Source organism: Puniceibacterium sp. IMCC21224 (genome assembly GCF_001038505.1).
In the GTDB taxonomy this organism is placed as follows: Bacteria; Pseudomonadota; Alphaproteobacteria; order Rhodobacterales; family Rhodobacteraceae; genus Puniceibacterium.
The window spans coordinates 2,674,826-2,700,165 of record NZ_LDPY01000001.1; the positions used below are offsets into that span (position 1 = coordinate 2,674,826).

Genomic DNA, 25,340 nt, shown 5'->3' on the forward strand with positions numbered 1-25,340 from the left:
AACCTGTCCCCTCTCCCCTAAAAAGGAAAGAGGGTAAGGGAAAGGGAAATACCCTCAGCCGTTCATCGCCGCCCAGACACGCGACGGTGACGCCGGCATATCCATATGATAGATATCATGCCCGCCAGATCGCATCGCGTCCACCACCGCATTGATCACCGCAGGTGGCGATCCGATGGCCCCGGCCTCACCACAGCCCTTTACGCCCAGTGGATTGTGCGTGCAGGGGGTGACGCAGGAATGATCCACCGAATAGAACGGCAGATCATCGGCGCGGGGCATCGCGTAATCCATGTAGGACGCGCTTAGCAACTGGCCGTTCTCGTCATAGGCGCAATTTTCAAGCAGCGCCTGACCGACACCTTGCGCGATCCCGCCATGTACCTGCCCGCTGACGATCATCGGGTTGATGACATTGCCGAAATCATCCGCAGCCGAGAACCGCTCGATCGTGACTTTGCCGGTTTCCGGGTCCAATTCAACCTCGCAGCAATAGGCGCCGCTGGGATAGGTAAAGTTTGACGGATCGTAGAATGCCGTCTCCTCAAGGCCCGGTTCGATATCTTCGAGCGGGTAGTTATGCGGCACATAGGCCGCCAGTGTCACGTCACCCCAAGCCACGGATTTGTCAGTACCCGCGACGCTGAACTTGCCGTCCTTCAGTTCGATATCCGAATCGGCCGCCTCCATCAGATGTGCCGCGATCTTCTTGGCCTTGTTGATGACCTTTTCCGCTGCGCGCACCATGGCTGAACCACCGACCGCGATAGAACGCGATCCATAGGTGCCCATGCCCATCGGCGTCTTGGAGGTGTCGCCATGCACGATTTCGATCATATCCTCGGGGATGCCGATCATCTCGGAAATCACCTGCGGAAACGACGTCTCGTGCCCCTGACCATGGCTGTGGCTGCCGGTCATAACAACGATACCGCCGGTCGCATTCACCCGCACAGTGGCGGATTCGTACAGGCCTGCACGTGCGCCAAGCTGCCCGACAAGGTTCGATGGCGCGATGCCGCAAGCCTCAATATAACAGTTCACGCCTAGGCCGCGCAGCATCCCTTTGGCCTTGGACGCTTCGCGACGCGCTGCAAATCCCGCCAGATCGGCAATCTCTTCGAGCTTGTCCATCGTCGCGGGATAATCACCGGTGTCGTATTCAACCGCAACCGGTGTGGCATAGGGAAATTCGGTGATAAAGTTCTGCCGCCGCAGCGCAATCGGATCGACGCCCAGTTCGCGCGCGGCCTTGTCGACGACGCGCTCAAGCTGGAATGTCGCCTCGGGCCGACCGGCACCGCGATAGGCGTCCACCGGCACGGTGTTGGTGAACACCGCCTTGACGTTCACATAGATCAGCGGCGTCTTGTAGTTGCCGGCCATCAGCGTGCCATGTAGCCATGTCGGCACCGACGGCGCAAACGTGCTGAGATAGGCCCCCATGTTGGCATAGGTGTCGGTGCGCAACGCGGTAAAGTTGTTGTCCGCATCCAGCGCCAGTTCGATCTTGGTCACATGGTCGCGTCCATGGCAGTCGGACATGAAGGCCTCGGACCGGCTCGACGTCCATTTGACGGCGCGGTTCAGTGCCTTGGCAGCAAATGTGCAGAATGCTTCTTCGGCATAATGGAAAATCTTGGTGCCGAAACCGCCGCCCACATCGGGGGCGACAACGCGCAACTTATGCTCTGGGATACCCAGAACAAATGCGCCCATCAGCAGCCGGATCACATGCGGGTTCTGGCTGGTCGTGTAGAGTGTGCTGTCACCGGTGCCACGACTAAAGTCGCCGACAGCCACGCGCGGCTCCATCGGATTGGCGACTAGCCGGTTGTTGACCAGTTCCAGAGTGGTCACATGGGCTGCCGTCTCAAACGCAGCATTCACGGCTGCCTTGTTCTCTTCGACGAAACCCCAATCATAGCACAGGTTATCGCTCAGATCGTCATGCACCAGAGTCGCGCCGGGTTTCAGCGCATCCTTCATGTTGACGACGGCGGGCAGTTCCTCGATGTCGAGCACAATTGCTTCGGCCGCGTCACGTGCTTCGGCCAAAGAATCCGCGACAATCGCAGCAATCGGGTCACCGACGTGACGCACTTTGCCTTGTGCCAGAACCGGGTGGGCCGGTTCCTTCATCACGACGCCGTGCCGGTCGGTGACCTGCCAGCCGCAGGGCAGACCGCCCACGCCCTCGAAATCCGCACCGGTAAAGATCCGCACAACCCCGGGCATTGCTGCCGCCGCTGCCGAGTCAATGCCGTTGATCCGACCATGCGCCACATCCGAGCGTAGGAAATAAACGTAGGCTTGGCCATTCACGTTGATATCGTCGGTATAATTGCCAGCGCCTGTCAAAAAGCGCACGTCCTCACGGCGCTTGCTGCTGGCACCGATGCCACTGTCCTTCGGCATGTCAGTCCTCCTCCCTGGGGAACGGTGGGGTTAAATCCCACCCTACATATCTGGGTAAGGCGGGGTTTCCCCCCACCCCGTGTTCAACTCATTCGGCGGCGATTGCGCCCACATCCTGACCGCTGGCAGCCATGATCGCCTTGACGATGTTGTGGTAGCCGGTGCAGCGGCAGATATTGCCCTCAAGATGATGACGCACCTCGGCCTCGGTCGGCTTGGGATTGTCTTTCAGCAGCGATGCCGCCGACATGATCATACCCGGTGTACAGAACCCGCACTGCAACCCGTGGTGATCCTGGAACGCCTGCTGCAACACGTTCAGCGTCCCGTCTGCATCAGCCTCACCTTCGATGGTGGCGACATTGGCGCCCTCGGCTTCGGATGCGAACATGGTGCAGGATTTGACCAGCTTGCCGTTCACATGCACCGAGCACGCGCCGCACTGGCTGGTGTCACAGCCGACGTGTGTGCCAGTCAGGCGCAGCCCTTCGCGCAGATATTCGACCAGCAATGTGCGCCCCTCAACCTCGCGGCTGACGGACTTGCCGTTCACTGTCATTGATACCTTGGCCATTGAATTCCTCCCGTTATCTTTCGTGTTCTCAATCTCGTGTCGGTCTGCGGTTCTGTCATGTGCCATCAGGACACCATGCGCTTGAACCAGCCTTTTTTCTTGCCGTCCGTGGCTTCGCCTTCGGTGGCAGCCTCGGGATCGGCGGGGCCTTCGACGGCCTCCTGAAAATTCTGAAAGAACTGGTCCGCCATCTTTTTGGCAAAGCCGTCGATGATCCGGCTGCCCAGTTGCGCCAGCTTGCCGCCGACGCTGGCGTCGACCTCGTAGGTCAGCGTGGTTCCCACTTCGGACGGGGCCATAGTCACCCGCGCGCCGCCTTTGGCAAAACCTGCGGCGCCGCCCTTGCCCTCACCGGTCAGGGTCAGCGACTGCGGCTCGATCATGTCCGACAGTGTCACCTGCCCCTTAAAGGTCGCCTTCACCGGGCCGACCTTTTGCGTCACAGATGCTTCGAAACCGTCGTTCGCATTGCCGTTCATGTCGGTGCAGCCCGGCACGCAGGCCTTCAACACTTCGGGGTCCAGAATCGCGGCCCAGACCACTTCGGGGGCCGCCTTGATCTCTCGGGAATCGCTCATCTTCATGGGGTTGGTCCTCTCTCTTGGCCATAACCTAGGCAGTCTGTCCGCAGGGTCATATTAGACCAATTGCCTAGGCTGTCGGTTTGTCTTTGACTCGGTCTCAACCGGGATCGCGCAGGGCGTCCCGCGGTTGCGCGCAAGCTAGGCCAGATTGCGCTGTGGAAACAAGGGGGAGTCGCATCGCGTTCTGCCGCCGGATTGCGACCAATATCCAGTTTGCCAGTCTCGCCAGGGTGGCTATGCTGCTGGAAACCCGACACGATCCAAAACCTGCCCCTGACCTGACACCGGACCCCAGATATGAGCAATGGCCTTTCCGTTCAGTCGGTCAGCTACAATTACGGCGCCAAACAGGCCCTGTCAAACGTCAGCTTTGACGTCCCGCCAGGCCAGTTTGCCGCTCTTCTGGGTCCGAATGGCGCAGGCAAATCGACGCTGTTTTCACTGCTCACCCGGCTGTTCACCACGCCACACGGCAACATTCGCCTGGCGGGGCTTGATATGGCGCGGACACCGCGGCAGGCACTGGGGAAACTGGGTGTGGTGTTTCAGTCGCCGACCCTCGACCTTGATCTGACCATTCGCCAGAACCTGATGTATTTTGCCGCCCTGCACGGGTTGGCGGGCAAACCTGCGCGCCTGCGTATCGACGCGGCGCTGGACCGATTGCAGATCCTTGACCGTGCGTCAGAAAAAGCGCGCAACCTCAATGGAGGCCATCGACGGCGCACCGAGATTGCCCGCGCTCTGATTCACGCCCCATCGGTTTTGCTGCTGGACGAAGCGACTGTGGGGCTGGACGCTGCCGCCCGGCAGTCAATCACCGATCACGTACATCGCCTGTGTGCGGACCAGGGTCTGACGGTGCTGTGGGCCACCCACCTGACCGATGAGGTCTACGACACCGACCAACTGGTGATCCTGCATCAGGGCCGGATTCTGGCCGATGGGGTCTGTACCCAGCTGCGAGGCGACCAGCCGCTCAAGGACTTTTTCCTCGCCAAGACAGCCAGCCAGATGGGGGAGACCGCATGACCCGCTATCTGACCGCTCTCACTGCCATCGTCCTACGCGAGGCGCTGCGCTTTGTGCATCAGCGCGAACGCTTTGTCGCCGCACTGGTCCGCCCGCTGGTCTGGCTGCTGGTGTTTGCCGCCGGGTTTCGCGCCGCACTGGGCCTGTCGATCATCCCGCCCTATCAAACCTATATCACCTACGAGACCTATATCATCCCCGGCCTCTGTGGCATGATCCTGTTGTTTAACGGCATGCAATCCTCGCTTAGCCTGGTTTATGACCGCGAGACCGGGTCGATGCGGCTGCTGCTGACCGCGCCGCTGCCGCGCTGGTGGCTGCTGCTGTGTCGGCTGATCGGCAGCACGATCATTTCAATCGTTCAGGTCTATACATTCCTTGCCATCGCCGCCGCGTTTGACATCACCATGCCGGGCTGGGGGTATGTCACCGCCCTGCCCGCGCTGATGGTGTCGGGCTTGATGCTTGGGGCGCTTGGCCTTGCGCTGTCGAGCTTTATCAAACAGTTGGAAAACTTTGCCGGCGTGATGAACTTTGTGATCTTCCCGATGTTCTTTTTGTCCTCGGCGCTGTACCCACTGTGGAAAATGGCCGAAAGCAGTAGCCTGCTGCGCGACATCTGCGCCGCCAACCCATTTACCCATGCGGTCGAACTGATCCGCTTTGCGCTCTATCAACAATTCAACGGCGTGGCCTTGCTGTGGACCTTGCTGGCCACATTCGCCTTTCTGGCGCTGGCGTTCTGGGGCTATGATCCCGCCCGCGGACTGGTGCGCCGCAAGGGCTGAGCCGCGCGCGCTTATCGCGCCTTGAACAGCCCGCCCAGAATGCCGCGCACGATCCGCCGCCCGGTGGTGCCGCCCAATTCCTTGATCACCGCGCGCCCGAACGCTTCGCCCAATGTATCAGGCTCTGACCGACTACTGCGGCGGGTCGAGATTTTGCGCGTCGACCGTGACGTCGGATCATAGCGCCGGGCACGGCGATATTCCTGTGCCGCCTCGCGCTCGGACATCTCTGCATCCGCCGCGCGTTGTTCGGCCACTTCAGCCTCGGCCGCCGCCTTGGCCGCCCGGTCGCGCAGCATCTCATAGGCCGAAGCGCGATCGACCGGCGCGTCGTATTTGGCACCCAGATCAGACCCGGCAATCACCGCCTTGCGATCAGCCACGCCCAACGGACCAAGCTGTGATGACGGTGGCCGGATCAGCGTCCTCTCAACCATCCCCGGCACCCCCTTCTTTTGTAGCATCGAGGTCACAGCCTCGCCCACGCCCACTTCGCGAATTGCCACTTCGGTATCGAAGGACGGATTGGGTCGGTAGGTTTCCGCCGCCATCCGCAGCGCCTTTTTGTCCCGCGCGGTAAAGGCCCGCAGCGCGTGCTGCACCCGGTTGCCAAGCTGGCCCAGAATATCCTCGGGAATGTCGTCAGGGTTCTGGGTGACAAAATAGACCCCAACCCCCTTGGAACGGATCAGCCGCGCCACCTGTTCAACCTTGTTCACCAGCGCCTTGGGTGCGCCGTCAAACAGCAGATGTGCCTCGTCGAAAAAGAACACCAGCTTGGGTTTGTCGGGATCGCCGACCTCGGGCAGTGTCTCGAACAGCTCGGACAGCAGCCACAGCAGGACGGTGGCGTATAGCCGGGGGGCGCCCATCAACGCGTCCGCCGCAAGAATGTTGACCTGCCCGCGCCCATCCGCGCCAACCCGCATCAGGTCCGCCAGATCCAGCGCCGGTTCACCAAAGAACGCCGTGCCGCCCTGCGTGTCCAGCACCAGCAACCGCCGCTGAATCGCGCCCACCGACTGCACCGAGATATTTCCGTAGCGCAGCGAAAGATCTTTGCGGTTCTCGCCGACCCAGACCAGCAACGCCTGCAGGTCCTTGAGATCAAGCAGCGGCAGCCCCTCTTCGTCCGCCATGCGGAACGCGATATTCAACACGCCTTCCTGCGCTTCGGTCAATTCCAGCAACCGCGCAATCAGCAGCGGCCCCATCTCGGCCACCGTGGTGCGCACCGGATGGCCCTGCTGTCCAAACAGATCCCAGAACGTCACCGGAAATCCGGCATAGGCGTAGCCGTCAAATCCGATGGTGTCTGCCCGCTCGCGAAACGCGCCGTGCAGTTTGAACGCCTCGGACCCGGCGACAGCCAGGCCAGAAAGATCGCCTTTGACATCCGACAGGAACACCGGAACCCCAGCGGCGGAAAACCCTTCGGCGAGGATTTGCAGCGTCACCGTCTTGCCGGTGCCCGTTGCCCCGGCCACCAGCCCGTGGCGGTTGGCATATTTCAGGGCAAGCCATTGTTGTTCGCCGTATTCCGGGCCACCACCACCCAAAAAAATCCCGTCATCCATCATTCTGCCCTTCACACGTTCGGCGCGCCCACACTTTTGGGGTCGTGGGCAAGGCACACGGTCATCGCGCGCATTGCCTGGCCACTCCATCGTCCACCCCCGAACATACTACCTTAACCATTTGCCGCCAGAGTGAAATCTGTTCCGGGCCTCATGTCCAATCTGGCCCTGGACAACTTCCTCCCTGTCAGACTGGCCGCACCTCCGGGTGCGGCGTTTTTTGTGTTCATGCAGGCCGATCGACCGAAATGCGGCGAATTTTGACGCCAACAAACGCATGTCGTGAAACCAAGAACCCCCATTCAATCTTAGGGTGAATAACCTCCGGAACCTGAAGTAAAATTCCCACGAAATCACGCAAAATTCACTGTTGACCGATGTGGGTAACTCTCGTAGCGTCTCGGCATAATAGTCGGCCGGTCCGACAGGGAGAGATAAGGGAAAAGGGGTCGAAAGGCCCCTTTTTCAACGTTTACGGGTCGAAAAATCCGGGTTTCCGGCGATTTGCCGTGATCCTGATCAGCAACGTCCCGCAGCATGTCGGATCGCAGTCCTAGACGCCGGTCCGCGTATCCAAACTGACCCCGACGCGCAGCTTGGATGCAGTCCCGTTCAGCAGGTTTTGTCGGCATGTCCCAGCCGTCGCGATATTTTACCCCTGACACTACGCAACGCCCGTGTTAATCGGCAGACAGACAAAAACTGACGGCTCAAGGAGCTTATTGATGATCAGACCTTTCCTTGTCTCCACGTTGCTTGCCACCACGTTTTCAGTGGCCAGCGCCCAGGCTCAAGACGCAACTCCGACCCCCGAAGCACAAACATCCGAGGCACCCGCCGAGACCACGCAAGGCGATGCCGCCCAAGTGCTTGACACAGGCGAAGCAGTTGCCGATGGTACCGCCGCTTCGGGCGCCCCTGCGCGTGAGGACAACACCTATGTCAGAGAAACCTCTGGCGACTGGGATCTGCAATGCCTGCGCGTCGAAGAAGGCCCCGAGCCCTGCCAGATGTACCAGCTGCTTAAGGATTCCAATGGCGCGAATGTGGCCGAAGTCAGCCTGTTCAAGGTCGAGGGCGGTGGCCAGGTCGCCGCAGGTGGCACCTTTGTCGCGCCGCTTGAAACCCTGCTGACTCAGAAGCTGAGCATCGGCGTCGACAGCGGCCCGGTCAAGCGCTACGACTTCTCGTTCTGCACACAGGTCGGTTGTTTTGCCCGTGTTGGGTTTACCGCCGAAGAGGTCGCGGCATTCAAGGCCGGCAATGAAGCAAAGATCGCAATTGTGCCGGCTCTTGCCCCCGATCAGCGGGTGCTGGTGACCATGTCACTCAAGGGCTTTACCGCCGCCTACGACCAGATCACCTCGCTCAAGCAGTGAGACGGTATTCGGTCAGAACCTGAACCGCAGGCTCTGACCGCAATCGCCTATTGCATCAGGTCGGCCCGCGCCTCAGCCAGTCCGGCCAGAACCGCTCGTGCTGCGCGTTCGCCCGGTGGCGGTCCACCAAGCCCCAGTCGATCCATTGTCAGCGCCATCGCCTGTGTCTGCGCATCAGGTGCCCTCAGCAGATCCAGCAATGCGTATGAGATCGGCTCAGGCCGACATTTTTCGCCGATGAATTCCGGCACCGCTTGCGTCCCGCTCACCAAATTGACCAGCGTCACCGATGATACCTTCAGCAGCCGCCCGATAATCTGACGGCTCAGCCAGTTCATGTCATAGGCGACAACCATTGGCGTTGCCGCCGCGGCCAGTTCCAGCGACACGGTGCCCGACGCCGCCAATGCCAAATCAGCAGCGGCAAAGGCTGCGCGTTTTTCCTGAAGGCCAGCCGCCTTGGCCCCTGCTCCGCCGCCCCCCTCACGCGGATCGAGTACAAGCGGCTGAACCGGCCAATCCGCCACCAGCGTCTGCACCAATCCGGCCACCGGCGCCGCCGCAGGCAGAACGAAACGCAGATCGGGCCGCTGCTGCGCCACCCGCCCCAACGCCGCGCCAAAGACTGGCGCCAGCCGCGTCACCTCGGATCTGCGCGACCCGGGCAACACCAACACCATCGGCGCCTCACCCAGCCCATGCATCCGCCGGAACTGCGCCACATCCACTGCGCTCGCTTGCGGATCAGTCACCACAGGATGACCGACAAAGTCGCAGCGCATCCCCGCGGCCTCCATATACGGCGGCTCGAACGGGAAAAGCGCCAGCACCTGATCCACATGCGCTGCCATCTTTTTCGCCCGCCCTGGACGCCAGGCCCACACCGTGGGTGCCACGTAATGGACAACCCTGATATCGCTGGCGGCTTTGACCAGCCGGGCGACACGCAGGCAAAATTCCGGCAGGTCGATGGTGATCAGCACGTCCGGCTGTGCGGCAATCACCGCATCGGCAGTCTGCCGAATTCGACGTTTGAGCGCGCGATATTGCGACAGGATCTCTGAAATTCCCATGACCGAGATTTCGTCAATCGGAAAAAGGCTATCAAGCCCCTCGTCGATCATCCGTGGCCCGCCGATGCCACTGAAATCGACGTTGCCCGGCGCACACTTCCGCAAGCCCTGCATCAGCGCCGCACCCAGCTTGTCGCCCGACGGCTCACCCGCGAGAACAAAGACCCGCATCAGCCTGCCACCCCGCGTGACCATAGGAACAGCCCGGCGGCATCTACATCCTGCAGCACCCGTGCGCGATCCAGCACGATCACGCCGCCCGCTTCGATCACGATGCCCGCCAGCCCAGCCCGCGCAACCGCAGCGACCGTAGCCGGGCCGATGGTCGGTAGATCGGCGCGGCGATCCTGACCGGGCTTTGGCGCCTTGAACAGAATCCCGCGCGGTGCGCCATCTGCGTCCGGCAGATCCCCCAGCATCGCATCAGTGCCGCGATCATCCTCTGATTTCACAACCTGCCCTGCGACAATCACGCTGGCCTGCCCCAGATCGGCGCGCCCCATCTGCTTCAGCGCGGCGACACCAACCAGCGCATCCATCTCTGACTCGATCGAGAGAGAGGTTAACGACGGCACACCCGCCGCCATCAGCAGATCCGGCGCAGCCTGATGCGCGGCCAGAACCCCCAGCCCCGCATGTTCAAACAGCGTAATGACCGCGCGCAGCGCTCCGTCGTCGCCCGCCTGCAACGCCGTGTATAGGACCGGCAGCAATGGCTTGGTCAGATTGTCAACCCGCGCCAGATCAATCTCGGGCCTGCGAATAGATCCGCAGAGGCACACTTGGGTCACCGCGCGTGCGCGCAATTCGGCGAACAGACTGCCCAATGTCTCGATCCGAAAGGTGATATCCGCGACCAGTCGATCAGGAGCAAATCCCTCGAACCCGCAGATCAGCGGCGGCACGTCCTGCGCCCCGGCCACGGCGGCCGGCAAGGCGCCGCGCCCTGCGATCAGCGCCAGCACCACCTCAGCCCGGCGTCAGGAAATGCCGGTCGGTGTCGGCCATGATAAAGGCTACGATTTCACGCACATAATCGCTCTGGGTTTCGTCGCCCAACCGTCGGGCACGTTCCTGAAACGACCCGTCGCCCTGTGCCAGCATCTGGAACGCAGCGCGCAGGGCGGTGATGTCGGCACGGCTGACGCCCTTGCGCTTGAGCCCGACAAGGTTCAGCCCGTCCAGCACACCGCGCGGCGCCTGCACGAGGCCGTAGGGGATCACATCATTGGTCACCATTGTGACAGCGCCGATGATTGCACCGCGTCCAATCCGCACCCATTGATGGACCCCTGAAAGGCCGCCGACGATCACGTCATCTTCGATGATGCAGTGCCCGGCCAGCGCGACGGAATTCACCAGAATGACGCGGTTGCCGATCTGTACGTCGTGCGCCACATGACACCCGGCCATGAACAGCCCGTCGTCGCCCACCTTGGTCAGTCCACCACCAGCGCCGGTACCCGCATGCATAGTCACATGCTCGCGGATGCGGTTGCGCGCGCCAATCTCAAGCCGGGTCTTTTCGCCCTGAAATTTAAGATCCTGTGGCACCTCACCGATCACGGCAAAGGAATAAATCGTGCAGCCGTCACCAATTGATGTTTCACCCGTCACCACCACATGACTTTTGAGTGTCACATTCGCACCCAGACGGACCTCGGGGCCGATGTGGCAGAACGGACCAACCTCGCACCCCTCACCGATCACCGCTCCGGGTTCGATCACCGCGCTAGGATGGATGCCCATACTCATTTCGGCAGGTCCATCATGGCGGTGAACTCGGCCTCGGCGGCCATCTCACCCTCAACCGTGGCGACGCCTTTAAAGCGCCAGACCTTGCCGCCCGCCTTGCCGCGCAGCGTTGTCAGCTGCATCCGCAGCTGGTCGCCGGGCACCACTTTGCGGCGGAATTTGCAATTGTCGATCGCCATGAAATATATCAGCATTTCCTTGTCAGCCAGATCCAGCGCGACCCCCACCATCACAGCCGAAGTCTGAGCCATCGCCTCGACAATGGTGACTCCGGGCATGATCGGAGTCCCGGGGAAGTGGCCCTGAAAGTGCGGCTCGTTCATCGATACGTTCTTGATCCCGGTGGCCGAGGCCGTACCGTCGATGTCGATCACGCGGTCCACCAGAAGGAACGGATAGCGATGCGGCAGGATTCGCTGGATCAGCTGAATGTCGGCGCTTTGAAGTGTCTCAGTCATGCGAGTTCCTTTGCAAGTCTTGCGCTCTGCGTAACAATCCCGGCCCGCAGGGGCAAGCGCGTCAGGGCTGAGCCGGCTGTACGGGTGATGTGCCCGGCTGCTGGCTGTCGGGTGTCTGGTCACTTCCGTCCCCGATGGCAGAGTCGATCCGGGCAATGGCGTCATCGGTCACGTCAATCACATCTGCGCTGATAAACACCAGCCGCCGTTCGACAATCAGAGCAGCGCCGGTTTCACGCATAATCGCCTCGATCACCGGCTGCGCGGTGGATAGGAATTCGCGCCGCGCCTCTTCCAGTTTTGTGCCAAGGCTGCGCGCCCGCTCGTCCTGTTCGCCGCGCAGCCGCTGCACTTTTTCGTCAAACGCATCCGCCAGTTCGCGAAACCGCGTGGGTTCCAGACGGTCGCGACGGTCAGTCAGCGATTGCTCCTCGGCCACCAGCGCTGCGGCGATCCGGTCATTTTCGGCGGTGATCACGGCACGTTCCGCCGCCAGTTCACGGTCGATCCGTTTGCCAAACGCACTTTCGGCGAATAGGCGATCCGGCTCAATGGTCAGGATCGGACTTTGCACGCGCCCCTCGACCACCCCTCGCGACAGCGCCTCCTGGGCGACGGCGGGCATCCCACCTGTCAATCCCAGCAGCAGCAAACACAAGGCTGCGCACCGCGCCAGCATCGTCAGAACTGGGTCGAAACGGTCAATTCAAAGCTCTGCGGCTTGTCGTGCTTTTCCTTGACCAACGCCTCGGAAAAGTTGAACCGCAGTGGTCCGATTGCCGTGTCCCAAAACAGCGAGAAACCGATGACGTGCCGCGCCGAGAAATCTTCGTAAAGGACATTGGAGTTGGTATTATCCAGCCCCCAGAGCGACCCGACGTCATAGAACACGCCTCCTGAGATGCCGTATTCCTCTGGCAGACCCAGCGGGAATTCCGCCTCGAACCGTGCGACGGCAAACAGGTTGCCCCCAAGCGCGTCATCAATATCGCCCGGACCGTATTCGCGCGGGCCGATGCCACCATATTCAAACCCGCGCATCACCGACGTCCCCATAAAGAAACGGTCGGTCACGCGGCTTTTGCCCTGGCTGTAGTTCAGCGCGCCAGCCTCAAGCGTGGCGCGGATCGTCACTTCTTCGTTCCAGATCAGCTTTTGCGCCACGGCACGCACGTTTGTCTTGATAAAGGTCGTGTCACCACCCAGGCCGCCGAAATCCTGACCGAATTCCAACAGCACCCCAGCATTGGGATCAAGCCCGGTCCGCCGCGTGTCATAGCTGTAGGTATATCCGACCGAACTGTCCCAGACCTGCCCCAGCGCGGCCTCTGCTGTCACCAGCGCGCCAATATCGCTGCTGGGATTGCTGATTTCCGAAAATTTGGCGCTGTAGCGCACGGACAATTCGGAATTTTCGGCCAGCGGAAAGGTCAGAGACGGGCTGAAACGACCGATCGCAGTGTCATATTCGGCGTTATCCTGATCAGTCTCTTCGTAGCTGAGACCGATACCCAGTTTCAGATCACGCCCCAGAACCGCTGGCTCGGAGAATGTGAACGTATAGCTGCGGTTGTCGGTGCCGGTGTTGAACCCCAGGCTGAGCCCCTGCCCCCGACCAAGGAAATTGCGTTCGCGAAATTCGATTGCCAGGCCAAAGCCGCTGGAACTGGAGTAAGACCCGCCAAAGCTGAGCGAGCCGGTCGACTGCTCTTCGACATTCACGTCAACAATGACCTGTTGCGGGCTGGATCCTTCGCGGGCCTCGACCTCGGCATTGGAAAAGAACCCAAGCGCGCGGATGCGTTCTGCGCTTTCACGAATCTCGCGTGGGTTAAACGGGTCGCCCTCAACCACCTTGAACTGTCGCCGGATGACCCGGTCCAGTGTCGTGGTGTTGCCCTCAATATCAATACGCTCGACAAAGATGCGCGGGCCGCGGGTCAGCAGGAATTCGACATCCAGCGTCAGATCACGGTCATTGCGGGTCACACGCGGTTCAACCCGCACAAAGCTTAGCCCCTTGCGGATTGCCAGCCGCTCCAGGCGCGCAATCTCATTGTCGACCTGATTGGGGGAATAAACCACACCCGAGCGCAGTTTCAGCGCGTCCTGAAACGCGTCAACATCCACCTCTGACAGGTCAGACGAAACTGTCACCTCGCCAAAGTCGAACTGCTGCCCCTCTTCGACGCTGAAACTGACAAAATATCCGTTCCGCTCTTGCGCCAGTTCGGCATTCACACCAGTGATGCGGAAATCGACATAGCCGCGCGACGAATAGAAATCCTGCAACACCTGCTGGTCGAACTGCAGCCGATCCTCGATAAAGGTGTCGCTGCCGATCACTGCGCGAAAAATGCCGGCCTGTTTGGTTTCCAACACGCGGCGCAGACGCCGGTCGGAATAGGCCTGATTGCCGACAAAGGCGATACGCTCAACCTCGGTCACGCCACCTTCAAACACCTCGAACACCAGGTCGACGCGGTTGTCGGACCGCCGGATCACCTTGGGCTGGACCCGCGCTGCGATCCGTCCGGCCTGAACATAGGCCTGCGTAATCATTGCGGCATCGGCTTCTGCCTGGCTGGGGTTGAATACCTTGCGCGACTGGCTCTGAACAACCTGAGTCAGATCCTCGTCTTTGATCCGGTTGTTGCCTTCAAAGCTGATTGTGTTGATCGTCGGGAACTCAACCACCTTGATCACAAGGCGGCTGCCCTCTGGCACGATGTCGACCGTCTCAAACAGACCCGAGGCAAAGATTCGCTGATAGGCGTCATTCAATTGTGCCGCAGACACCGTTTGGCCCCGACCGATTCCGGCATAGCTCAGGATGGTTCCCGGCTCGATGCGCTGATTGCCTTCGATCGTGACGTCGGTGAAATTATAATCCTGCGCCCCGGCGATATGCGGCAGCGCGGTCAAACCCATTGAAATGGAAAGAACAAACACCGAAGCGCCGTGGCGCAACCTGCGCCCTGTGCCTGTGCGGCGCGCTGCGCCTGCAAAAGTCGTGTCGGTCATGCCGCCCATTCCAATCTTTCAGCTCTCGTAAGTTGTGAGTACCGAGATTGGAGGGTCTTGTCAAAAGCCTATAGCGTGTCTTTTTGATTGCCGAACCCTATATCTGGTGCGAATCCGCCACAACCTTACAAGGTGCCGATAAAGGCCCCAAAGAACAGCGCGAAGATGATGGTACAGACATATAGCAGGCGGTCCCAGTTCAGGTTCACCAAAAGGCTAAGGCTGCGGTATCCGGTCTGAATCGTTTGCATGGCGTCACTCTGGTCCTATTTTGACGCCTGAATGTTTACGGGCCAATTGTGGCCGGATTTGGGCGCTATTGCGGTAAACCCCGCCCTGAACAGCGACCATCACAGTTGATTCTAAAGCCTGCAGGCGCTGAACAGTCAGCGCCTGCCCCACCCCGATTACGGGCAGAAGATATCATTCGACAGCGCAAACACCATCAGGCTCAGAACCAGGGTCAGGCCGATTGACATCAGAACCTTGAGTGCGCGGTCACTAGGCGGCCGACCGCGCACGGCCTCGTAGGCGAAAAAACACAAATGCCCACCGTCCAGAACAGGCACAGGAAACAAGTTCAGCATACCCACCGCCGTGCTAAGCACCGCAATGAAAGTGATAAAGCTGGTGGTCCCCGCACTGGCCATCGCACCCGACGTTTCGGCGATACCCAGCGGCCCAGACAGGTTGCACGTGCTGATCGCCCCCGTCACCATATGCCACAGGCCCGACAGCGATCCCTGAACGATCTGCCAGGTACGGGCGACACCTGCGGTGACCGCTTCCCAGACCCCGGGCGTTGTGGTTGCCGGTTCAAAGAACATGCCGCCCGCCACGCCGATCCGGTAGACGGTCTGGAACGAATTGTCTGGCTGCGGCTCGTCCGTGCGGCGCGGCGCCAATGTCATGTCCAGCACATCACCATCACGCCACACCTCAAGCGCGAGCGGCACCCCTTCCGAGGCTTCGACCGCCTCTTTCAGTTGGTCAAAGGCATAAACCTCGGCGCCATTGATGCGCAGAATCACGTCATCTGCCTGCATCCCGCTATCGCTGGCGGCCGAACGTGGCACCACCTGGCTGACCAGCGGCGGAAAGACATATGGACCGGTCACGTCGCGACGCGCATCACCGCGCTGGACGGTATAGGTCAGTTCGGGCTGGCGCGGCAGATTGCGCAAGAAGCTGTCAAAGGCGACCGCATCGTCAAACGCCGGTGGCGACACGCCCTCGATCGCGACCAGCGTATCGCCAGGTTGCAATTCCTGCACCACCGGAAGCGGGCGCAACTCGCCCACTGTCAGCGGCTCGGAGACGACCCCACGCGCAAGGAAAATACCGGAAAACAGCACAATCGACATGGCAAAGTTAAAGGCGGGGCCTGCCGCAACTGTCGCCGCCCGCGCCCAGAGCGGAGCGCCGTTCATTGTGCTCCGCCTCTCGGTTTCGGTCAGGCGCGACATGGCCGCCGCGTCCTTACCACCCGAGGCGTTGTCGTCACCCTTGAATTTCACGTATCCGCCAAAGGGCAGCAGCGCGAACTGCCAGCGCGTGCCGCGCTTGTCCACCCGCGAAAACAGCACCGGCCCAAAGCCTAGCGAAAACACATCCGCGTCAATGCCCGACCAGCGCCCAACAATGTAGTGACCATATTCATGGATCGCCACGATCACCGAAAGCGCCACCACAAAGGCAAGCAAGGTCCAGATGAATCCGCCGAACTGCGGGATCAGGGTGGTCATATCCAAGTGTTCTGCCCTTATGTCTGTCGTATTATTTCGTCAGCGGTCATCCGTCCCAGATGGTCCGCATGGCGCACGTTATCAAGGGAAATCTCGGCATCAATGTGTCCCTGACTGGCCGAAACCCTGTTCAGGGTCGCCTCGACCACCTCGGCCATCTGCATAAAGCCGATGCGCCCGTCGATAAAGTGATCCAGCGCCCGTTCCTTGGCGGCGTTGAAGACAGCACCGGCAAGGCCCCCCGCCTGCATCACGTCGCGCGCCAACCGTAACGCCGGCCAGCGTTCCTCGTCCGGGGCGCGAAACGTCAGCGCGCCGATGCGCACCAGATCCAGCCGCTCTACCGGAAGGTTGCGCCGATCCGGATAATGCAATGCATAGCCGATGGCATGGCGCATGTCGCTGGGGCCGATATGGGCCATCATGCCGCCGTCGCAGAAACCAACCAGCGCATGGACTAACGATTCGGGATGCACCACTGCTTCGATCCGGAACGGGTCTATCTGAAAGAACTCTTTTGTTTCAATAAGTTCCAGTGCCTTGTTGAACATAGAGGCGGAATCTATGGTGATCCGTTGCCCCATATCCCAATTCGGATGTGTCGCGGCCTGCGCCGGGGTGGCGCCGCGCAGCCGCTCAAGTGGCCAATCCCGAAACGCACCACCGCTGGCCGTTAGAATGACGCGCTCTACCGTCTCGATCCGTTCGCCCACAAGTGCCTGAAACACTGCGGAATGTTCGCTGTCGACCGGCAGCACGGCGGCGCCATGTGCCCGCGCCGTTGCCATCACCAGCGGCCCCGCACAAACAAGGCTTTCCTTGTTCGCAAGCGCCAGATCCGCGCCCTGCTGCAAAGCCCGCAAACCGGGTTCCAGCCCAGCCGCGCCAACAATGGCGGACATCACCCAGTCCGTCGGTAGACTGGCCGCCTCATTCAGCGCCGTTTCACCCGCAGCCGCCGCGACCCCGCTGCTTGCAAGCGCATCACGCAAATCTTTCAGCAAACTGTCCTGAGCCGTAACTGCGACCTGCGCCCGCAGGCGGATCGCATCAGCCGCAAGCTGTGCAATATTGCCCGAGCCAGTCAACGCTACCACATCATACGCGCCAGGGTCGCGGGCAATCAGATCAATCGTGTTCTGGCCAATAGATCCTGTCGCGCCAAAGATGGACACACGTTTCATGGTGCGGCCGTGGGCAATCCGGCCAACTGCCCGACGATAACGATGAACAGCGCTGCCCCCAACATCCCGTCAAAACGATCCAGCAGACCGCCATGACCCGGTATCAAATGCGAGCTGTCCTTGGCTCCGCTGCGCCGCTTGATCGCGCTTTCAGAAATATCGCCAATCTGACTCGCCATCGCGACGGCAATGCTGATGCCCATCAACCCGCTACCCGCACTGGTCGCAGCCGCAAATGCCAGACCGACGCCCGCCGCCCCAATCCAGCCAGCCACAGTACCGGACCAGGTCTTTTTCGGGCTGACGCGCGGCCAGAACTTGGGCCCTCCTAGAATGCGACCGGCGAAATAGCCTGCGATATCAGTAACAACAACGACCATAACCAACCAAAACATCCAGATCAGTCCGAAATCGTCGCGCAGTGCCATCATGCCGTATCCGGCCAACAGGATCACAGCGGTGTAGACCGCATAGGTCACACCGCCTTGCTCCATCCGGCCCAGCCCCGCCATCGACGGCACCAGCAGCAGCGGCAGCGCAAAGGAAATCGGCATCTCGATCGCCAGCATCAGCGCCGAACCCGCAATCACGGCCAATACCAGCGCGCTACGATTGCGCCGGTCATCAAGCATGCTGACCAGTTCCCACACCATCACGCCCGAGCAGGCCGCAATCAGCAGATGAAACCACAGCCCCCCCAGCCAGACACCAAGCATCCCCACGGCAACCATGACAACACCAGAAATAACTCTGGGCAGCAGATCGTTGAATTTTCCAGACAGGATCATTGCCTCCCCCGATCAGGCGCGGATCGCGCCATAGCGGCGATCACGTGCGCCATAAGCGCTGGTCAGGCGACCAAATTCTTCTGCCGAGAAATCCGGCCAGAGCGTGTCGATAAATTCGTATTCGGCATAGGCCGACTGCCACAGCAGAAAGTTCGAAATCCGCGCCTCACCGCTGGTGCGGATCACCAGATCAGGATCCGGCAAAACGTAAGTATCCAGATACTTTGGCAAAGTTTCTTCGTTTACGCTGTCAGGGTTTAGTTTGCCCGCGGCCACATCCTGTGCCAGCCGCCGTGTGGCGCGCGCCACCTCGTCCCGACCACCATAGTTCAGCGCAATCGTCAGGTTCACCCCATCGCAAGTTGCTGTCATCTCTTCCATGTCGTCCATCAGCTTGATCAGCTTGGCATCCAGCCGCACACGGTCCCCGATAAAGCGAACGCGCACGTTCTCCTCGCGCAGAGCGCGGGTTTCTTTGGCGATGTAGCGGCGAAACAGGCTCATCAGGCCCGCCACCTCGACCTGAGTGCGCTTCCAGTTCTCGGTCGAAAAGGCAAAGATCGTCAGATAGCGCACACCCAGATCCGGGCAGGCCTCGACCAGTTCGCGAATCCGCCGGGCACCTGCATGGTGCCCGAACAGGCGCGGACGTCCCCGCATCTTGGCCCATCGACCGTTGCCATCCATAATGACAGCAACGTGGTTCGGGCCGGGAACGTCGCGGATCGGTTTGACCATTCCGGTCTCCTTGTCGGGATCAGAGCGGCGATCAGACCTGCATGATCTCTTCTTGTTTGGTTTCCAATGCCTTATCGACCTTGACGATGTATGTATCAGTCAGGTCCTGCACCTCGGATTCCCAGAATTTCTGATCATCCTCGGACAAGCCATCTGCCTTGGCCTTCTTGATCTGGTCCATGCCGTCGCGCCGCAGGTTGCGCACCGAAACACGTGCGTTTTCAGCGTAATGCGCGGCAACCTTGGTCAGCTCGCGGCGGCGTTCTTCGTTCAGCTCGGGGATCGGCAGCATAATGATGGTGCCATTCAGTTGCGGGTTGATTCCAAGCCCACTGTTGCGGATCGCCTTTTCGACCTTGCCCACCAACCCTTTGTCCCAGACGTTAATCGTGACCATCCGGCTTTCCGGTACGTTCACCGTCCCGACCTGATTGATCGGAGTCATGGACCCATAGGCGTCCACCATCACTGGTTCCAGCATCGAGGCCGAAGCCCGCCCGGTGCGCAAGCTCGCAAATTCTGTCCGTAGATTGGTCAGAGCGCCATCCATTCGGCGGGTCAGGTCATCGGTATCAAGTTCAAAATCGTCGGCCATCTGCTCATTCACTCCGGCATTTCGGTTTTGCTTGGGTTTAGTGCACCACAAGGGACATGTATAGACCGTGGGTTCATTTCGCGCCCGGAGAGGCGTCGCAAAACCGCCCGACTCTTCTTTGAGAAAAGTCGGCCTGAAGGTGAGGTGGTCGAGACAGGATCTCAGAATGATCTGATGAAAAATACCATCCCGGACATGAGAATGATATATTTACTGTGACAGTTCTATCTGCGCGCCGTCAGAGCGACGCGCAATGGTACACATTTGCGCCAGGTGGCTTGGTCAAGCCCCCCCCCCTTAAGCGGTAGCCAGCTTTGCCTCGCGCGCGGCCCGCAGTCGCGCGAAATCGTCGCCTGCGTGATAAGATGATCGCGTGAGCGGCGTCGCCGAGACCATCAGGAACCCCTTGCCCAGAGCCGATTTTTCGTACCCTGAAAATTCGTCCGGATGCACGAAACGGTCGACTGCGTGATGTTTGGGCGTTGGTTGCAGATATTGCCCGATGGTCAGGAAATCCACATCCGCCGCGCGCATGTCTTCCATCACCTGCAACACAGCCTGACGCTCTTCGCCCAATCCGACCATGATACCGGATTTGGTGAACATGCTCGGGTCCAGCTCTTTGACGCGCTGCAACAGGCGCAGAGAATGGAAATAACGCGCGCCGGGGCGCACTTCGGGGTATAGCCCCGGCACGGTTTCAAGGTTGTGGTTGAACACATCAGGGCGCGCCTCGACCACCAGTTCGAGGACCTTTGGATCGCAACGGATGAAGTCCGGCGTCAGAATTTCGATCGTGGTGCCAGGGGATTTTTTGCGGATAGCGCGAATGGTCATGGCAAAATGCTCGGCCCCGCCATCCTCGATATCGTCGCGGTCTACCGAAGTGATCACCACATGATTGAGACCCAGCTTTGACACGGCATCGGCAACGCGACCGGGTTCGAACACGTCCAGCGCCTCGGGCGGTTTGCCGGTGGCGATGTTGCAAAAGGTGCAGGCTCGGGTACAGACTTCGCCCATAATCATCATCGTGGCATGGCCTTGCGACCAGCATTCACCGACGTTGGGGCATCCAGCCTCTTCGCAAACTGTCACAAGATTGTTGTCGCGCATGATCTTGCGTGTGTCCACATAGCCCTGCCCGCCCGGTGCCCTGACACGAATCCAGTCCGGTTTCTTGGGTTGGACATTGTCCGGTCGCCGCGCCTTTTCGGGGTGGCGTTGCTGCGGTATCTTGAGGTCACGCATATCTGTCTCCCCCTCAACGGAAAATTCCCTGCTGCTTCTTAGCATATGTCGGAACCAGTACGAGCGCCAGAGACGCATATCCGCCATGCGTCGCCCGCCCACTGGGCGTCGTTCTGAAAAGATCGTTGTGCAAGAGAAATCAACCGCGACCTGCAATCCAAGCGAGATCATGATGCGGTCAACGTCCTATCTCCTGCTGTGTGCGTCGCTATTTTCAGCCCTGAACATTGCCGCCCCTTCCGGCGTCCTGCCGCGACCGCAACCTTGCAAGCCAAAGCGGAACAGGCCATGTAAAGCAGGTAGATTCAGGGAGCGAAAATGGGACTGCCGGTACGGGAACAGGCAAAATACTGGGGCATCGCGCTGACGGTGCTGGTTGTCACGCTCTGGCTTCTGGGCAACGTGCTGTTGCCTTTTGTGCTGGGCGGCGCCATCGCATATTTCCTTGATCCGGTGGCGGACCGGCTGGAGCGGCTGGGATGTTCTCGCGCCATCGCGACGGCAATCATCACAATGGGGGCATTGCTGATCTTTGTCATCATGGCGCTGCTGGTGGTGCCGACGCTGATCCAGCAGGCCGGGCAATTGGTGAATACGGCCCCCAGTCTGGCGCGCGAATTGCTGTCGTTTCTGAGTGACAGGTTCCCGTCGGTCATGGTCGAGGATTCGGTGCTGCGCCAATCGCTGGCCGGCGTCGGAGAGACGATCCGCAGCCGCGGCGGTCAACTGCTTGAGACCGCGCTTAGTTCGGCGGCGTCGATCCTTAATATTATCCTGCTTTTTGTCATCGTGCCGGTAGTAGCAGTCTATCTGCTGCTGGACTGGGACAATATGGTATCGCGGATCGACGAATTGCTGCCGCGTGACCATGCACCGGTGATCCGCCATCTGGCGCGCGAGATTGACAATACTCTGGCATCGTTCCTGCGCGGCATGGGGACGGTCTGCCTGATCCTTGGCACCTATTATGCCGTGGCGCTGATGCTGGTGGGGCTGCAATTCGGACTGGTAGTGGGTTTCATCGCCGGATTGATCACCTTTATTCCCTATATCGGCGCGCTGGTCGGCGGCGTGCTGGCAATCGGGTTGGGCGTGTTCCAGTTCTGGGGCGACTGGGTGTCGCTGGGACTGGTGGCGGCGGTGTTTGTGATCGGTCAGGTGCTTGAGGGCAACGTACTGACACCCAAGCTGGTCGGCGGATCAATCGGGCTGCATCCGGTCTGGCTGTTGCTGGCGTTGTCGGTCTTTGGTGCGCTATTTGGCTTTGTCGGGATGCTGGTGGCGGTGCCGGTGGCGGCATCTCTTGGGGTGATCGCACGCTTTGCGGTCAGCCAATACAAGCACAGCCTGCTTTATCGCGGGGTCGAGGATGACGATCGGCCGACCAGCGACCCGGCTGGCGGCAGAGCCTGAGCCATGGCCGAGCAATTGCGATTTGACCTGCCCTTTCGTCCAGCGCTGGGGCGCGGCGATTTTTATATCTCAGTCGCCAATGCGCTGGCCAGCCGCATGGTGGATAGCGCGCAGCTGTGGCCCGGCGGCAAGCTGGTGCTGGTCGGTCCCGCTGGATCGGGGAAAACCCATCTGGCGCATGTCTGGAGCACCGAGAGCGGCGCCCGCATTCTGGCAGCGACCGATCTGCCCGACGCGGACATACCGGCATTGGCCGAAGGCCCTGTCTGTGTCGAGGATGTGTCCGCTATTGCCGGTGACGCCGCCGCCGAAGAGGCGCTGTTCCATTTGCACAATCTCGTGCTGGCCCAGGGGCACCGCCTGCTGGTGACCGCACGCACCCCACCCGCGCAGTGGGCGTTGCACCTGCCGGATCTGGCCAGCCGCATGACCGGCACCCAGACCGCACGGCTGGAACATCCCGATGACGATCTGCTGGCCGCTGTGATGGCCAAACTCTTTGCTGACCGCCAGATCGTGCCTGCGCCGGATGTGCTGCCCTATCTTGTGCGACACATGTCGCGATCCTTTGATATGGCCCGGCAACTGGTCACAGAGCTGGACAAAGAGGCATTGGGACGTCCGCGCGGCGTCAGCCGCAACCTGGCCCGAACGGTTCTTATTGGGATTGAAGAAAAAATCGCCGATAGTGGAAAATAACGTCACACAGTTTTTACACTACAGCCCAATAAGGCCCTCATGACAAAAGCTGATTTTCTCACCGCCCCCCTGCCAGCGCCAATCGCGCCCGAAGGAATCGACATCACCGGCCCCGGCCGGTTCTATAACCGCGAGATGAGCTGGCTTGGCTTCAACTGGCGTGTGCTGGAAGAGGCTGAAAATCCCCGCGTTCCCCTGCTGGAACGGCTGCGGTTCCTGTCTATTTCGGCCAACAACCTAGACGAATTCTATACCGTGCGGGTCGCTGGTCTGCGTGAGTTGTCATTGTCGGGCAATACCACCCCTGCCGACGACGGACTGACCCCGGCCGAGCAATTGGTGCTGATCAACGAAGATGCCCGCAATCTGATGTTCTCGCAACAGCGTGTCCTGACGTCCCTACGCAAGGAAATGGAGGGTGAGGGCATCGTGATCGCCACCCGCGACACGCTGACCAAGGCCGACGCTACCTTTCTGGCCGAAGCGTTTTTGGAGCAGGTCTTTCCGGTACTGTCGCCCCTGGCGATTGATCCGGCGCATCCCTTTCCGTTCATTGCCAACACCGGCTACTGCCTTGCGCTGCAACTGGAACGCCGCCGCGACAAGCGCGGCCTACAGGCGCTGCTGCCGATCCCGGCGCAGATCGACCGGTTTATCGCCCTACCCGCCGACGAGACCAGCAAACACCGGTTTGTCTTTCTCGAAGATGTGTTGCTGATGCATATCGACAGCCTGTTTCCCGGCTACAACGTCAAAGATTACTTCAACTTCCGTGTGCTGCGCGACAGCGACCTCGAAGTCGAGGACGAGGCCGAAGATCTGGTGCGCGAATTCGAAGTGGCCCTCAAGCGCCGCCGCCGCGGGGAAGTTGTCCGCCTGACCATTTCAGCGGGCGCGCCCAAGGCGTTGAAATCCGTGGTAATGCGCGAATTGCACGTCAAGGATAACGAGGTCATCGAACTGGGCGGCATGATCGGCGTCGCCGACCTCAAGGAACTGGTTTTGGACAGCCGCCCGGACCTGCTGTGGCCGAACTTTACCCCGCGCGTGCCTGAACGAGTTCAGGATCACGACGGCGACATGTTCGCGGCGATACGGCAAAAAGACATGCTGCTGCACCATCCCTACGAGACGTTCGATATGGTGGTGCGGTTCCTGGCGCAGGCTGCGCGCGACCCCGATGTCGTGGCGATCAAGCAGACGCTCTATCGTACCTCGCGCAATTCACCCATCGTCGATGCACTGTGCGAGGCGGCCGAGGATGGCAAGTCGGTCACCGCATTGGTCGAACTCAAGGCCCGGTTTGACGAAGCTGCGAACATTCGTCAGTCACGGCGGCTGGAACGGTCGGGCGCGCATGTGGTTTACGGCTTTCTGGACTGGAAAACCCACGCCAAGATCAGCACAGTGGTGCGCCGTGAGGGCGATAAGCTGGTGACCTATACGCACTACGGCACCGGCAACTACCACCCGATCACGGCCAAGATTTATACCGATCTGTCGTTCTTTACCTGCAACCCGGCGCTGGGACGCGACGCAACCAAGGTGTTCAACTATCTCTCGGGCTATGCCTTGCCCGAAAAGCTGGAAAACCTGTCAATCTCGCCACATTCGCTGAAGCCCACGATGATCGAGATGATCAATGCCGAGGCGGGACATGCCCGCGCAGGCAAGCCGGCACAGATCTGGGTCAAGATGAATTCGCTGATCGAACCGGACATGATCGACGCGCTTTATGCGGCGTCCCAGGCCGGGGTTAAGATTGATCTTGTGATCCGCGGGATCTGCGGCATTCGTCCCGGCATCACCGGCCTGTCCGAGAATATCCGCGTCAAATCCATCGTCGGGCGGTTTTTGGAACATTCCCGCATCGCCTGTTTTGGCAACGGATACGGCCTGCCACATCGCAAATCGCGGGTCTATATCTCGTCCGCGGACTGGATGGGTCGCAATTTGTCACGACGTGTCGAAACCCTCGTTGAGATTGAAAACCCCACCGTCAAAGCACAGATCGTCAGCCAGATTATGGCTGCAAATCTGGCTGACACCGCACAAAGCTGGGTGATGGAGCCGGACGGATCCTTTGCCCGCCATCCAGTTCCCGAGGGGGAGTTCTCGTTTAACTGCCATAAATTCTTTATGGAAAACCCGTCGCTGTCCGGGCGCGGATCGGCTGGGGCGGCGGATGTGCCACAACTGACACACACCGAGGATGGCTAAGACCCGCGTGGTGGCCGTAACGGAAACCGGGCGACGTGCCCGGAT

General features: G+C 60.3%; 23 protein-coding genes. 6 read left to right on the forward strand and 17 right to left on the reverse strand.

Annotated features, from left to right (window positions below):
• Window positions 1-54: 54 nt before the first annotated feature.
• The 3 genes from IMCC21224_RS12305 to IMCC21224_RS12315 all read right to left on the reverse strand — a co-directional run bounded on the left by IMCC21224_RS12305 (window position 55) and on the right by IMCC21224_RS12315 (window position 3,576).
• Entirely contained in the window at window positions 55-2,418 is a 2,364-nt protein-coding gene (locus IMCC21224_RS12305) for a xanthine dehydrogenase family protein molybdopterin-binding subunit (RefSeq protein WP_047995607.1), read from the reverse strand.
• A gap of 88 nt (window positions 2,419-2,506) precedes the next feature.
• Window positions 2,507-2,992 carry a (2Fe-2S)-binding protein gene (locus tag IMCC21224_RS12310; protein WP_047995608.1) on the reverse strand — a complete coding sequence of 162 codons (486 nt, stop codon included), beginning with the start codon at window positions 2,990-2,992 and terminating at the stop codon, window positions 2,507-2,509.
• A gap of 65 nt (window positions 2,993-3,057) precedes the next feature.
• Complete coding sequence (locus IMCC21224_RS12315; RefSeq protein ID WP_047995609.1) at window positions 3,058-3,576, reverse strand: CoxG family protein; 519 nt, start codon at window positions 3,574-3,576, stop codon at window positions 3,058-3,060.
• Between the two features lie 297 nt (window positions 3,577-3,873).
• Here IMCC21224_RS12315 and IMCC21224_RS12320 point away from each other — a divergent pair, with 297 nt between their 5' ends.
• Window positions 3,874-4,608: an ABC transporter ATP-binding protein gene (locus tag IMCC21224_RS12320; protein WP_047995610.1), complete on the forward strand. Its 735-nt coding sequence runs from the start codon at window positions 3,874-3,876 to the stop codon at window positions 4,606-4,608.
• Window positions 4,605-5,396 carry an ABC transporter permease gene (locus IMCC21224_RS12325; protein ID WP_047995611.1) on the forward strand — a complete coding sequence of 264 codons (792 nt, stop codon included), beginning with the start codon at window positions 4,605-4,607 and terminating at the stop codon, window positions 5,394-5,396. Before IMCC21224_RS12320 ends, IMCC21224_RS12325 begins: the two co-directional genes overlap by 4 nt.
• Before the next feature lie 11 nt (window positions 5,397-5,407).
• Here IMCC21224_RS12325 and IMCC21224_RS12330 read toward each other — a convergent pair whose 3' ends face one another.
• A complete protein-coding gene (locus IMCC21224_RS12330) occupies window positions 5,408-6,973 on the reverse strand; it encodes a helicase HerA-like domain-containing protein (RefSeq protein WP_047995612.1) in 1,566 nt (521 codons plus the stop codon).
• A 725-nt stretch (window positions 6,974-7,698) separates the two neighbouring features.
• Between IMCC21224_RS12330 and IMCC21224_RS12335 the strand changes: the two genes are divergently transcribed.
• The gene (locus tag IMCC21224_RS12335) at window positions 7,699-8,352 is read left to right on the forward strand and encodes an invasion associated locus B family protein (protein ID WP_047995613.1); all 654 of its coding nucleotides are present in this window, start codon (window positions 7,699-7,701) and stop codon (window positions 8,350-8,352) included.
• Between the two features lie 47 nt (window positions 8,353-8,399).
• Here IMCC21224_RS12335 and IMCC21224_RS12340 read toward each other — a convergent pair whose 3' ends face one another.
• From IMCC21224_RS12340 to lipA, 13 genes are all read right to left on the reverse strand, one after another.
• Window positions 8,400-9,596 (reverse strand): lipid-A-disaccharide synthase, encoded by a 1,197-nt coding sequence (locus IMCC21224_RS12340; protein ID WP_047997089.1) that lies wholly within the window; start codon window positions 9,594-9,596, stop codon window positions 8,400-8,402.
• Window positions 9,596-10,390 carry an LpxI family protein gene (locus IMCC21224_RS12345; RefSeq protein WP_047997090.1) on the reverse strand — a complete coding sequence of 265 codons (795 nt, stop codon included), beginning with the start codon at window positions 10,388-10,390 and terminating at the stop codon, window positions 9,596-9,598. The genes IMCC21224_RS12340 and IMCC21224_RS12345 overlap by 1 nt, the downstream gene beginning before the upstream one ends.
• 4 nt (window positions 10,391-10,394) lie before the next feature.
• Complete coding sequence (lpxA, locus tag IMCC21224_RS12350; protein ID WP_047995614.1) at window positions 10,395-11,180, reverse strand: acyl-ACP--UDP-N-acetylglucosamine O-acyltransferase; 786 nt, start codon at window positions 11,178-11,180, stop codon at window positions 10,395-10,397.
• Window positions 11,177-11,638 (reverse strand): 3-hydroxyacyl-ACP dehydratase FabZ, encoded by a 462-nt coding sequence (gene fabZ / locus IMCC21224_RS12355; RefSeq protein WP_047995615.1) that lies wholly within the window; start codon window positions 11,636-11,638, stop codon window positions 11,177-11,179. Before fabZ ends, lpxA begins: the two co-directional genes overlap by 4 nt.
• Before the next feature lie 61 nt (window positions 11,639-11,699).
• Window positions 11,700-12,263, reverse strand: a complete 564-nt coding sequence (locus IMCC21224_RS12360) for an OmpH family outer membrane protein (RefSeq protein WP_231582072.1) — start codon at window positions 12,261-12,263, stop codon at window positions 11,700-11,702.
• Window positions 12,264-12,319: 56 nt separating this feature from the next.
• Window positions 12,320-14,662 (reverse strand): outer membrane protein assembly factor BamA, encoded by a 2,343-nt coding sequence (gene bamA / locus IMCC21224_RS12365; RefSeq protein ID WP_047997091.1) that lies wholly within the window; start codon window positions 14,660-14,662, stop codon window positions 12,320-12,322.
• Between the two features lie 125 nt (window positions 14,663-14,787).
• On the reverse strand, window positions 14,788-14,913 hold the full coding sequence (locus IMCC21224_RS28845) for a hypothetical protein (protein ID WP_255347992.1): 126 nt from the start codon (window positions 14,911-14,913) through the stop codon (window positions 14,788-14,790).
• 156 nt (window positions 14,914-15,069) lie between these two features.
• Complete coding sequence (rseP, locus tag IMCC21224_RS12370; RefSeq protein WP_047995617.1) at window positions 15,070-16,413, reverse strand: RIP metalloprotease RseP; 1,344 nt, start codon at window positions 16,411-16,413, stop codon at window positions 15,070-15,072.
• 11 nt (window positions 16,414-16,424) lie between these two features.
• Complete coding sequence (dxr, locus tag IMCC21224_RS12375; RefSeq protein WP_047995618.1) at window positions 16,425-17,591, reverse strand: 1-deoxy-D-xylulose-5-phosphate reductoisomerase; 1,167 nt, start codon at window positions 17,589-17,591, stop codon at window positions 16,425-16,427.
• On the reverse strand, window positions 17,588-18,379 hold the full coding sequence (locus tag IMCC21224_RS12380) for a phosphatidate cytidylyltransferase (protein WP_047995619.1): 792 nt from the start codon (window positions 18,377-18,379) through the stop codon (window positions 17,588-17,590). Before IMCC21224_RS12380 ends, dxr begins: the two co-directional genes overlap by 4 nt.
• 12 nt (window positions 18,380-18,391) lie before the next feature.
• The gene (locus IMCC21224_RS12385; protein ID WP_047995620.1) at window positions 18,392-19,117 is read right to left on the reverse strand and encodes an isoprenyl transferase; all 726 of its coding nucleotides are present in this window, start codon (window positions 19,115-19,117) and stop codon (window positions 18,392-18,394) included.
• Between the two features lie 31 nt (window positions 19,118-19,148).
• Window positions 19,149-19,712 (reverse strand): ribosome recycling factor, encoded by a 564-nt coding sequence (gene frr / locus IMCC21224_RS12390; protein ID WP_047995621.1) that lies wholly within the window; start codon window positions 19,710-19,712, stop codon window positions 19,149-19,151.
• A gap of 297 nt (window positions 19,713-20,009) precedes the next feature.
• Window positions 20,010-20,963: a lipoyl synthase gene (gene lipA, locus IMCC21224_RS12395; RefSeq protein ID WP_047997092.1), complete on the reverse strand. Its 954-nt coding sequence runs from the start codon at window positions 20,961-20,963 to the stop codon at window positions 20,010-20,012.
• A gap of 318 nt (window positions 20,964-21,281) precedes the next feature.
• Here lipA and IMCC21224_RS12400 point away from each other — a divergent pair, with 318 nt between their 5' ends.
• From IMCC21224_RS12400 to IMCC21224_RS12410, 3 genes are read left to right on the forward strand one after another with little or no spacing between them, the layout of a single operon-like run.
• Window positions 21,282-22,376 carry an AI-2E family transporter gene (locus IMCC21224_RS12400; protein ID WP_047995622.1) on the forward strand — a complete coding sequence of 365 codons (1,095 nt, stop codon included), beginning with the start codon at window positions 21,282-21,284 and terminating at the stop codon, window positions 22,374-22,376.
• A 3-nt stretch (window positions 22,377-22,379) separates the two neighbouring features.
• A complete protein-coding gene (locus IMCC21224_RS12405; protein WP_047995623.1) occupies window positions 22,380-23,075 on the forward strand; it encodes a DnaA ATPase domain-containing protein in 696 nt (231 codons plus the stop codon).
• Between the two features lie 39 nt (window positions 23,076-23,114).
• Window positions 23,115-25,295 carry an RNA degradosome polyphosphate kinase gene (locus IMCC21224_RS12410; RefSeq protein ID WP_047995624.1) on the forward strand — a complete coding sequence of 727 codons (2,181 nt, stop codon included), beginning with the start codon at window positions 23,115-23,117 and terminating at the stop codon, window positions 25,293-25,295.
• Window positions 25,296-25,340 lie beyond the last annotated feature (45 nt).

Excerpts from the sequence above, each read along its gene's own strand:
- IMCC21224_RS12305 (WP_047995607.1), bottom strand. The coding sequence starts at position 2,418 with ATGCCGAAGGACAGTGGCATCGGTGCCAGCAGCAAGCGCCGTGAGGAC.
- IMCC21224_RS12310 (WP_047995608.1), bottom strand. The coding sequence starts at position 2,992 with ATGGCCAAGGTATCAATGACAGTGAACGGCAAGTCCGTCAGCCGCGAG.
- IMCC21224_RS12315 (WP_047995609.1), bottom strand. The coding sequence starts at position 3,576 with ATGAAGATGAGCGATTCCCGAGAGATCAAGGCGGCCCCCGAAGTGGTC.
- IMCC21224_RS12320 (WP_047995610.1), top strand. The coding sequence starts at position 3,874 with ATGAGCAATGGCCTTTCCGTTCAGTCGGTCAGCTACAATTACGGCGCC.
- IMCC21224_RS12325 (WP_047995611.1), top strand. The coding sequence starts at position 4,605 with ATGACCCGCTATCTGACCGCTCTCACTGCCATCGTCCTACGCGAGGCG.
- IMCC21224_RS12330 (WP_047995612.1), bottom strand. The coding sequence starts at position 6,973 with ATGGATGACGGGATTTTTTTGGGTGGTGGTGGCCCGGAATACGGCGAA.
- IMCC21224_RS12335 (WP_047995613.1), top strand. The coding sequence starts at position 7,699 with ATGATCAGACCTTTCCTTGTCTCCACGTTGCTTGCCACCACGTTTTCA.
- IMCC21224_RS12340 (WP_047997089.1), bottom strand. The coding sequence starts at position 9,596 with ATGCGGGTCTTTGTTCTCGCGGGTGAGCCGTCGGGCGACAAGCTGGGT.
- lpxA (WP_047995614.1), bottom strand. The coding sequence starts at position 11,180 with ATGAGTATGGGCATCCATCCTAGCGCGGTGATCGAACCCGGAGCGGTG.
- fabZ (WP_047995615.1), bottom strand. The coding sequence starts at position 11,638 with ATGACTGAGACACTTCAAAGCGCCGACATTCAGCTGATCCAGCGAATC.
- IMCC21224_RS12360 (WP_231582072.1), bottom strand. The coding sequence starts at position 12,263 with ATGCCCGCCGTCGCCCAGGAGGCGCTGTCGCGAGGGGTGGTCGAGGGG.
- bamA (WP_047997091.1), bottom strand. The coding sequence starts at position 14,662 with ATGACCGACACGACTTTTGCAGGCGCAGCGCGCCGCACAGGCACAGGG.
- IMCC21224_RS28845 (WP_255347992.1), bottom strand. The coding sequence starts at position 14,913 with ATGCAAACGATTCAGACCGGATACCGCAGCCTTAGCCTTTTGGTGAAC.
- dxr (WP_047995618.1), bottom strand. The coding sequence starts at position 17,591 with ATGAAACGTGTGTCCATCTTTGGCGCGACAGGATCTATTGGCCAGAAC.
- IMCC21224_RS12380 (WP_047995619.1), bottom strand. The coding sequence starts at position 18,379 with ATGATCCTGTCTGGAAAATTCAACGATCTGCTGCCCAGAGTTATTTCT.
- IMCC21224_RS12385 (WP_047995620.1), bottom strand. The coding sequence starts at position 19,117 with ATGGTCAAACCGATCCGCGACGTTCCCGGCCCGAACCACGTTGCTGTC.
- frr (WP_047995621.1), bottom strand. The coding sequence starts at position 19,712 with ATGGCCGACGATTTTGAACTTGATACCGATGACCTGACCCGCCGAATG.
- lipA (WP_047997092.1), bottom strand. The coding sequence starts at position 20,963 with ATGCGTGACCTCAAGATACCGCAGCAACGCCACCCCGAAAAGGCGCGG.
- IMCC21224_RS12400 (WP_047995622.1), top strand. The coding sequence starts at position 21,282 with ATGGGACTGCCGGTACGGGAACAGGCAAAATACTGGGGCATCGCGCTG.
- IMCC21224_RS12405 (WP_047995623.1), top strand. The coding sequence starts at position 22,380 with ATGGCCGAGCAATTGCGATTTGACCTGCCCTTTCGTCCAGCGCTGGGG.
- IMCC21224_RS12410 (WP_047995624.1), top strand. The coding sequence starts at position 23,115 with ATGACAAAAGCTGATTTTCTCACCGCCCCCCTGCCAGCGCCAATCGCG.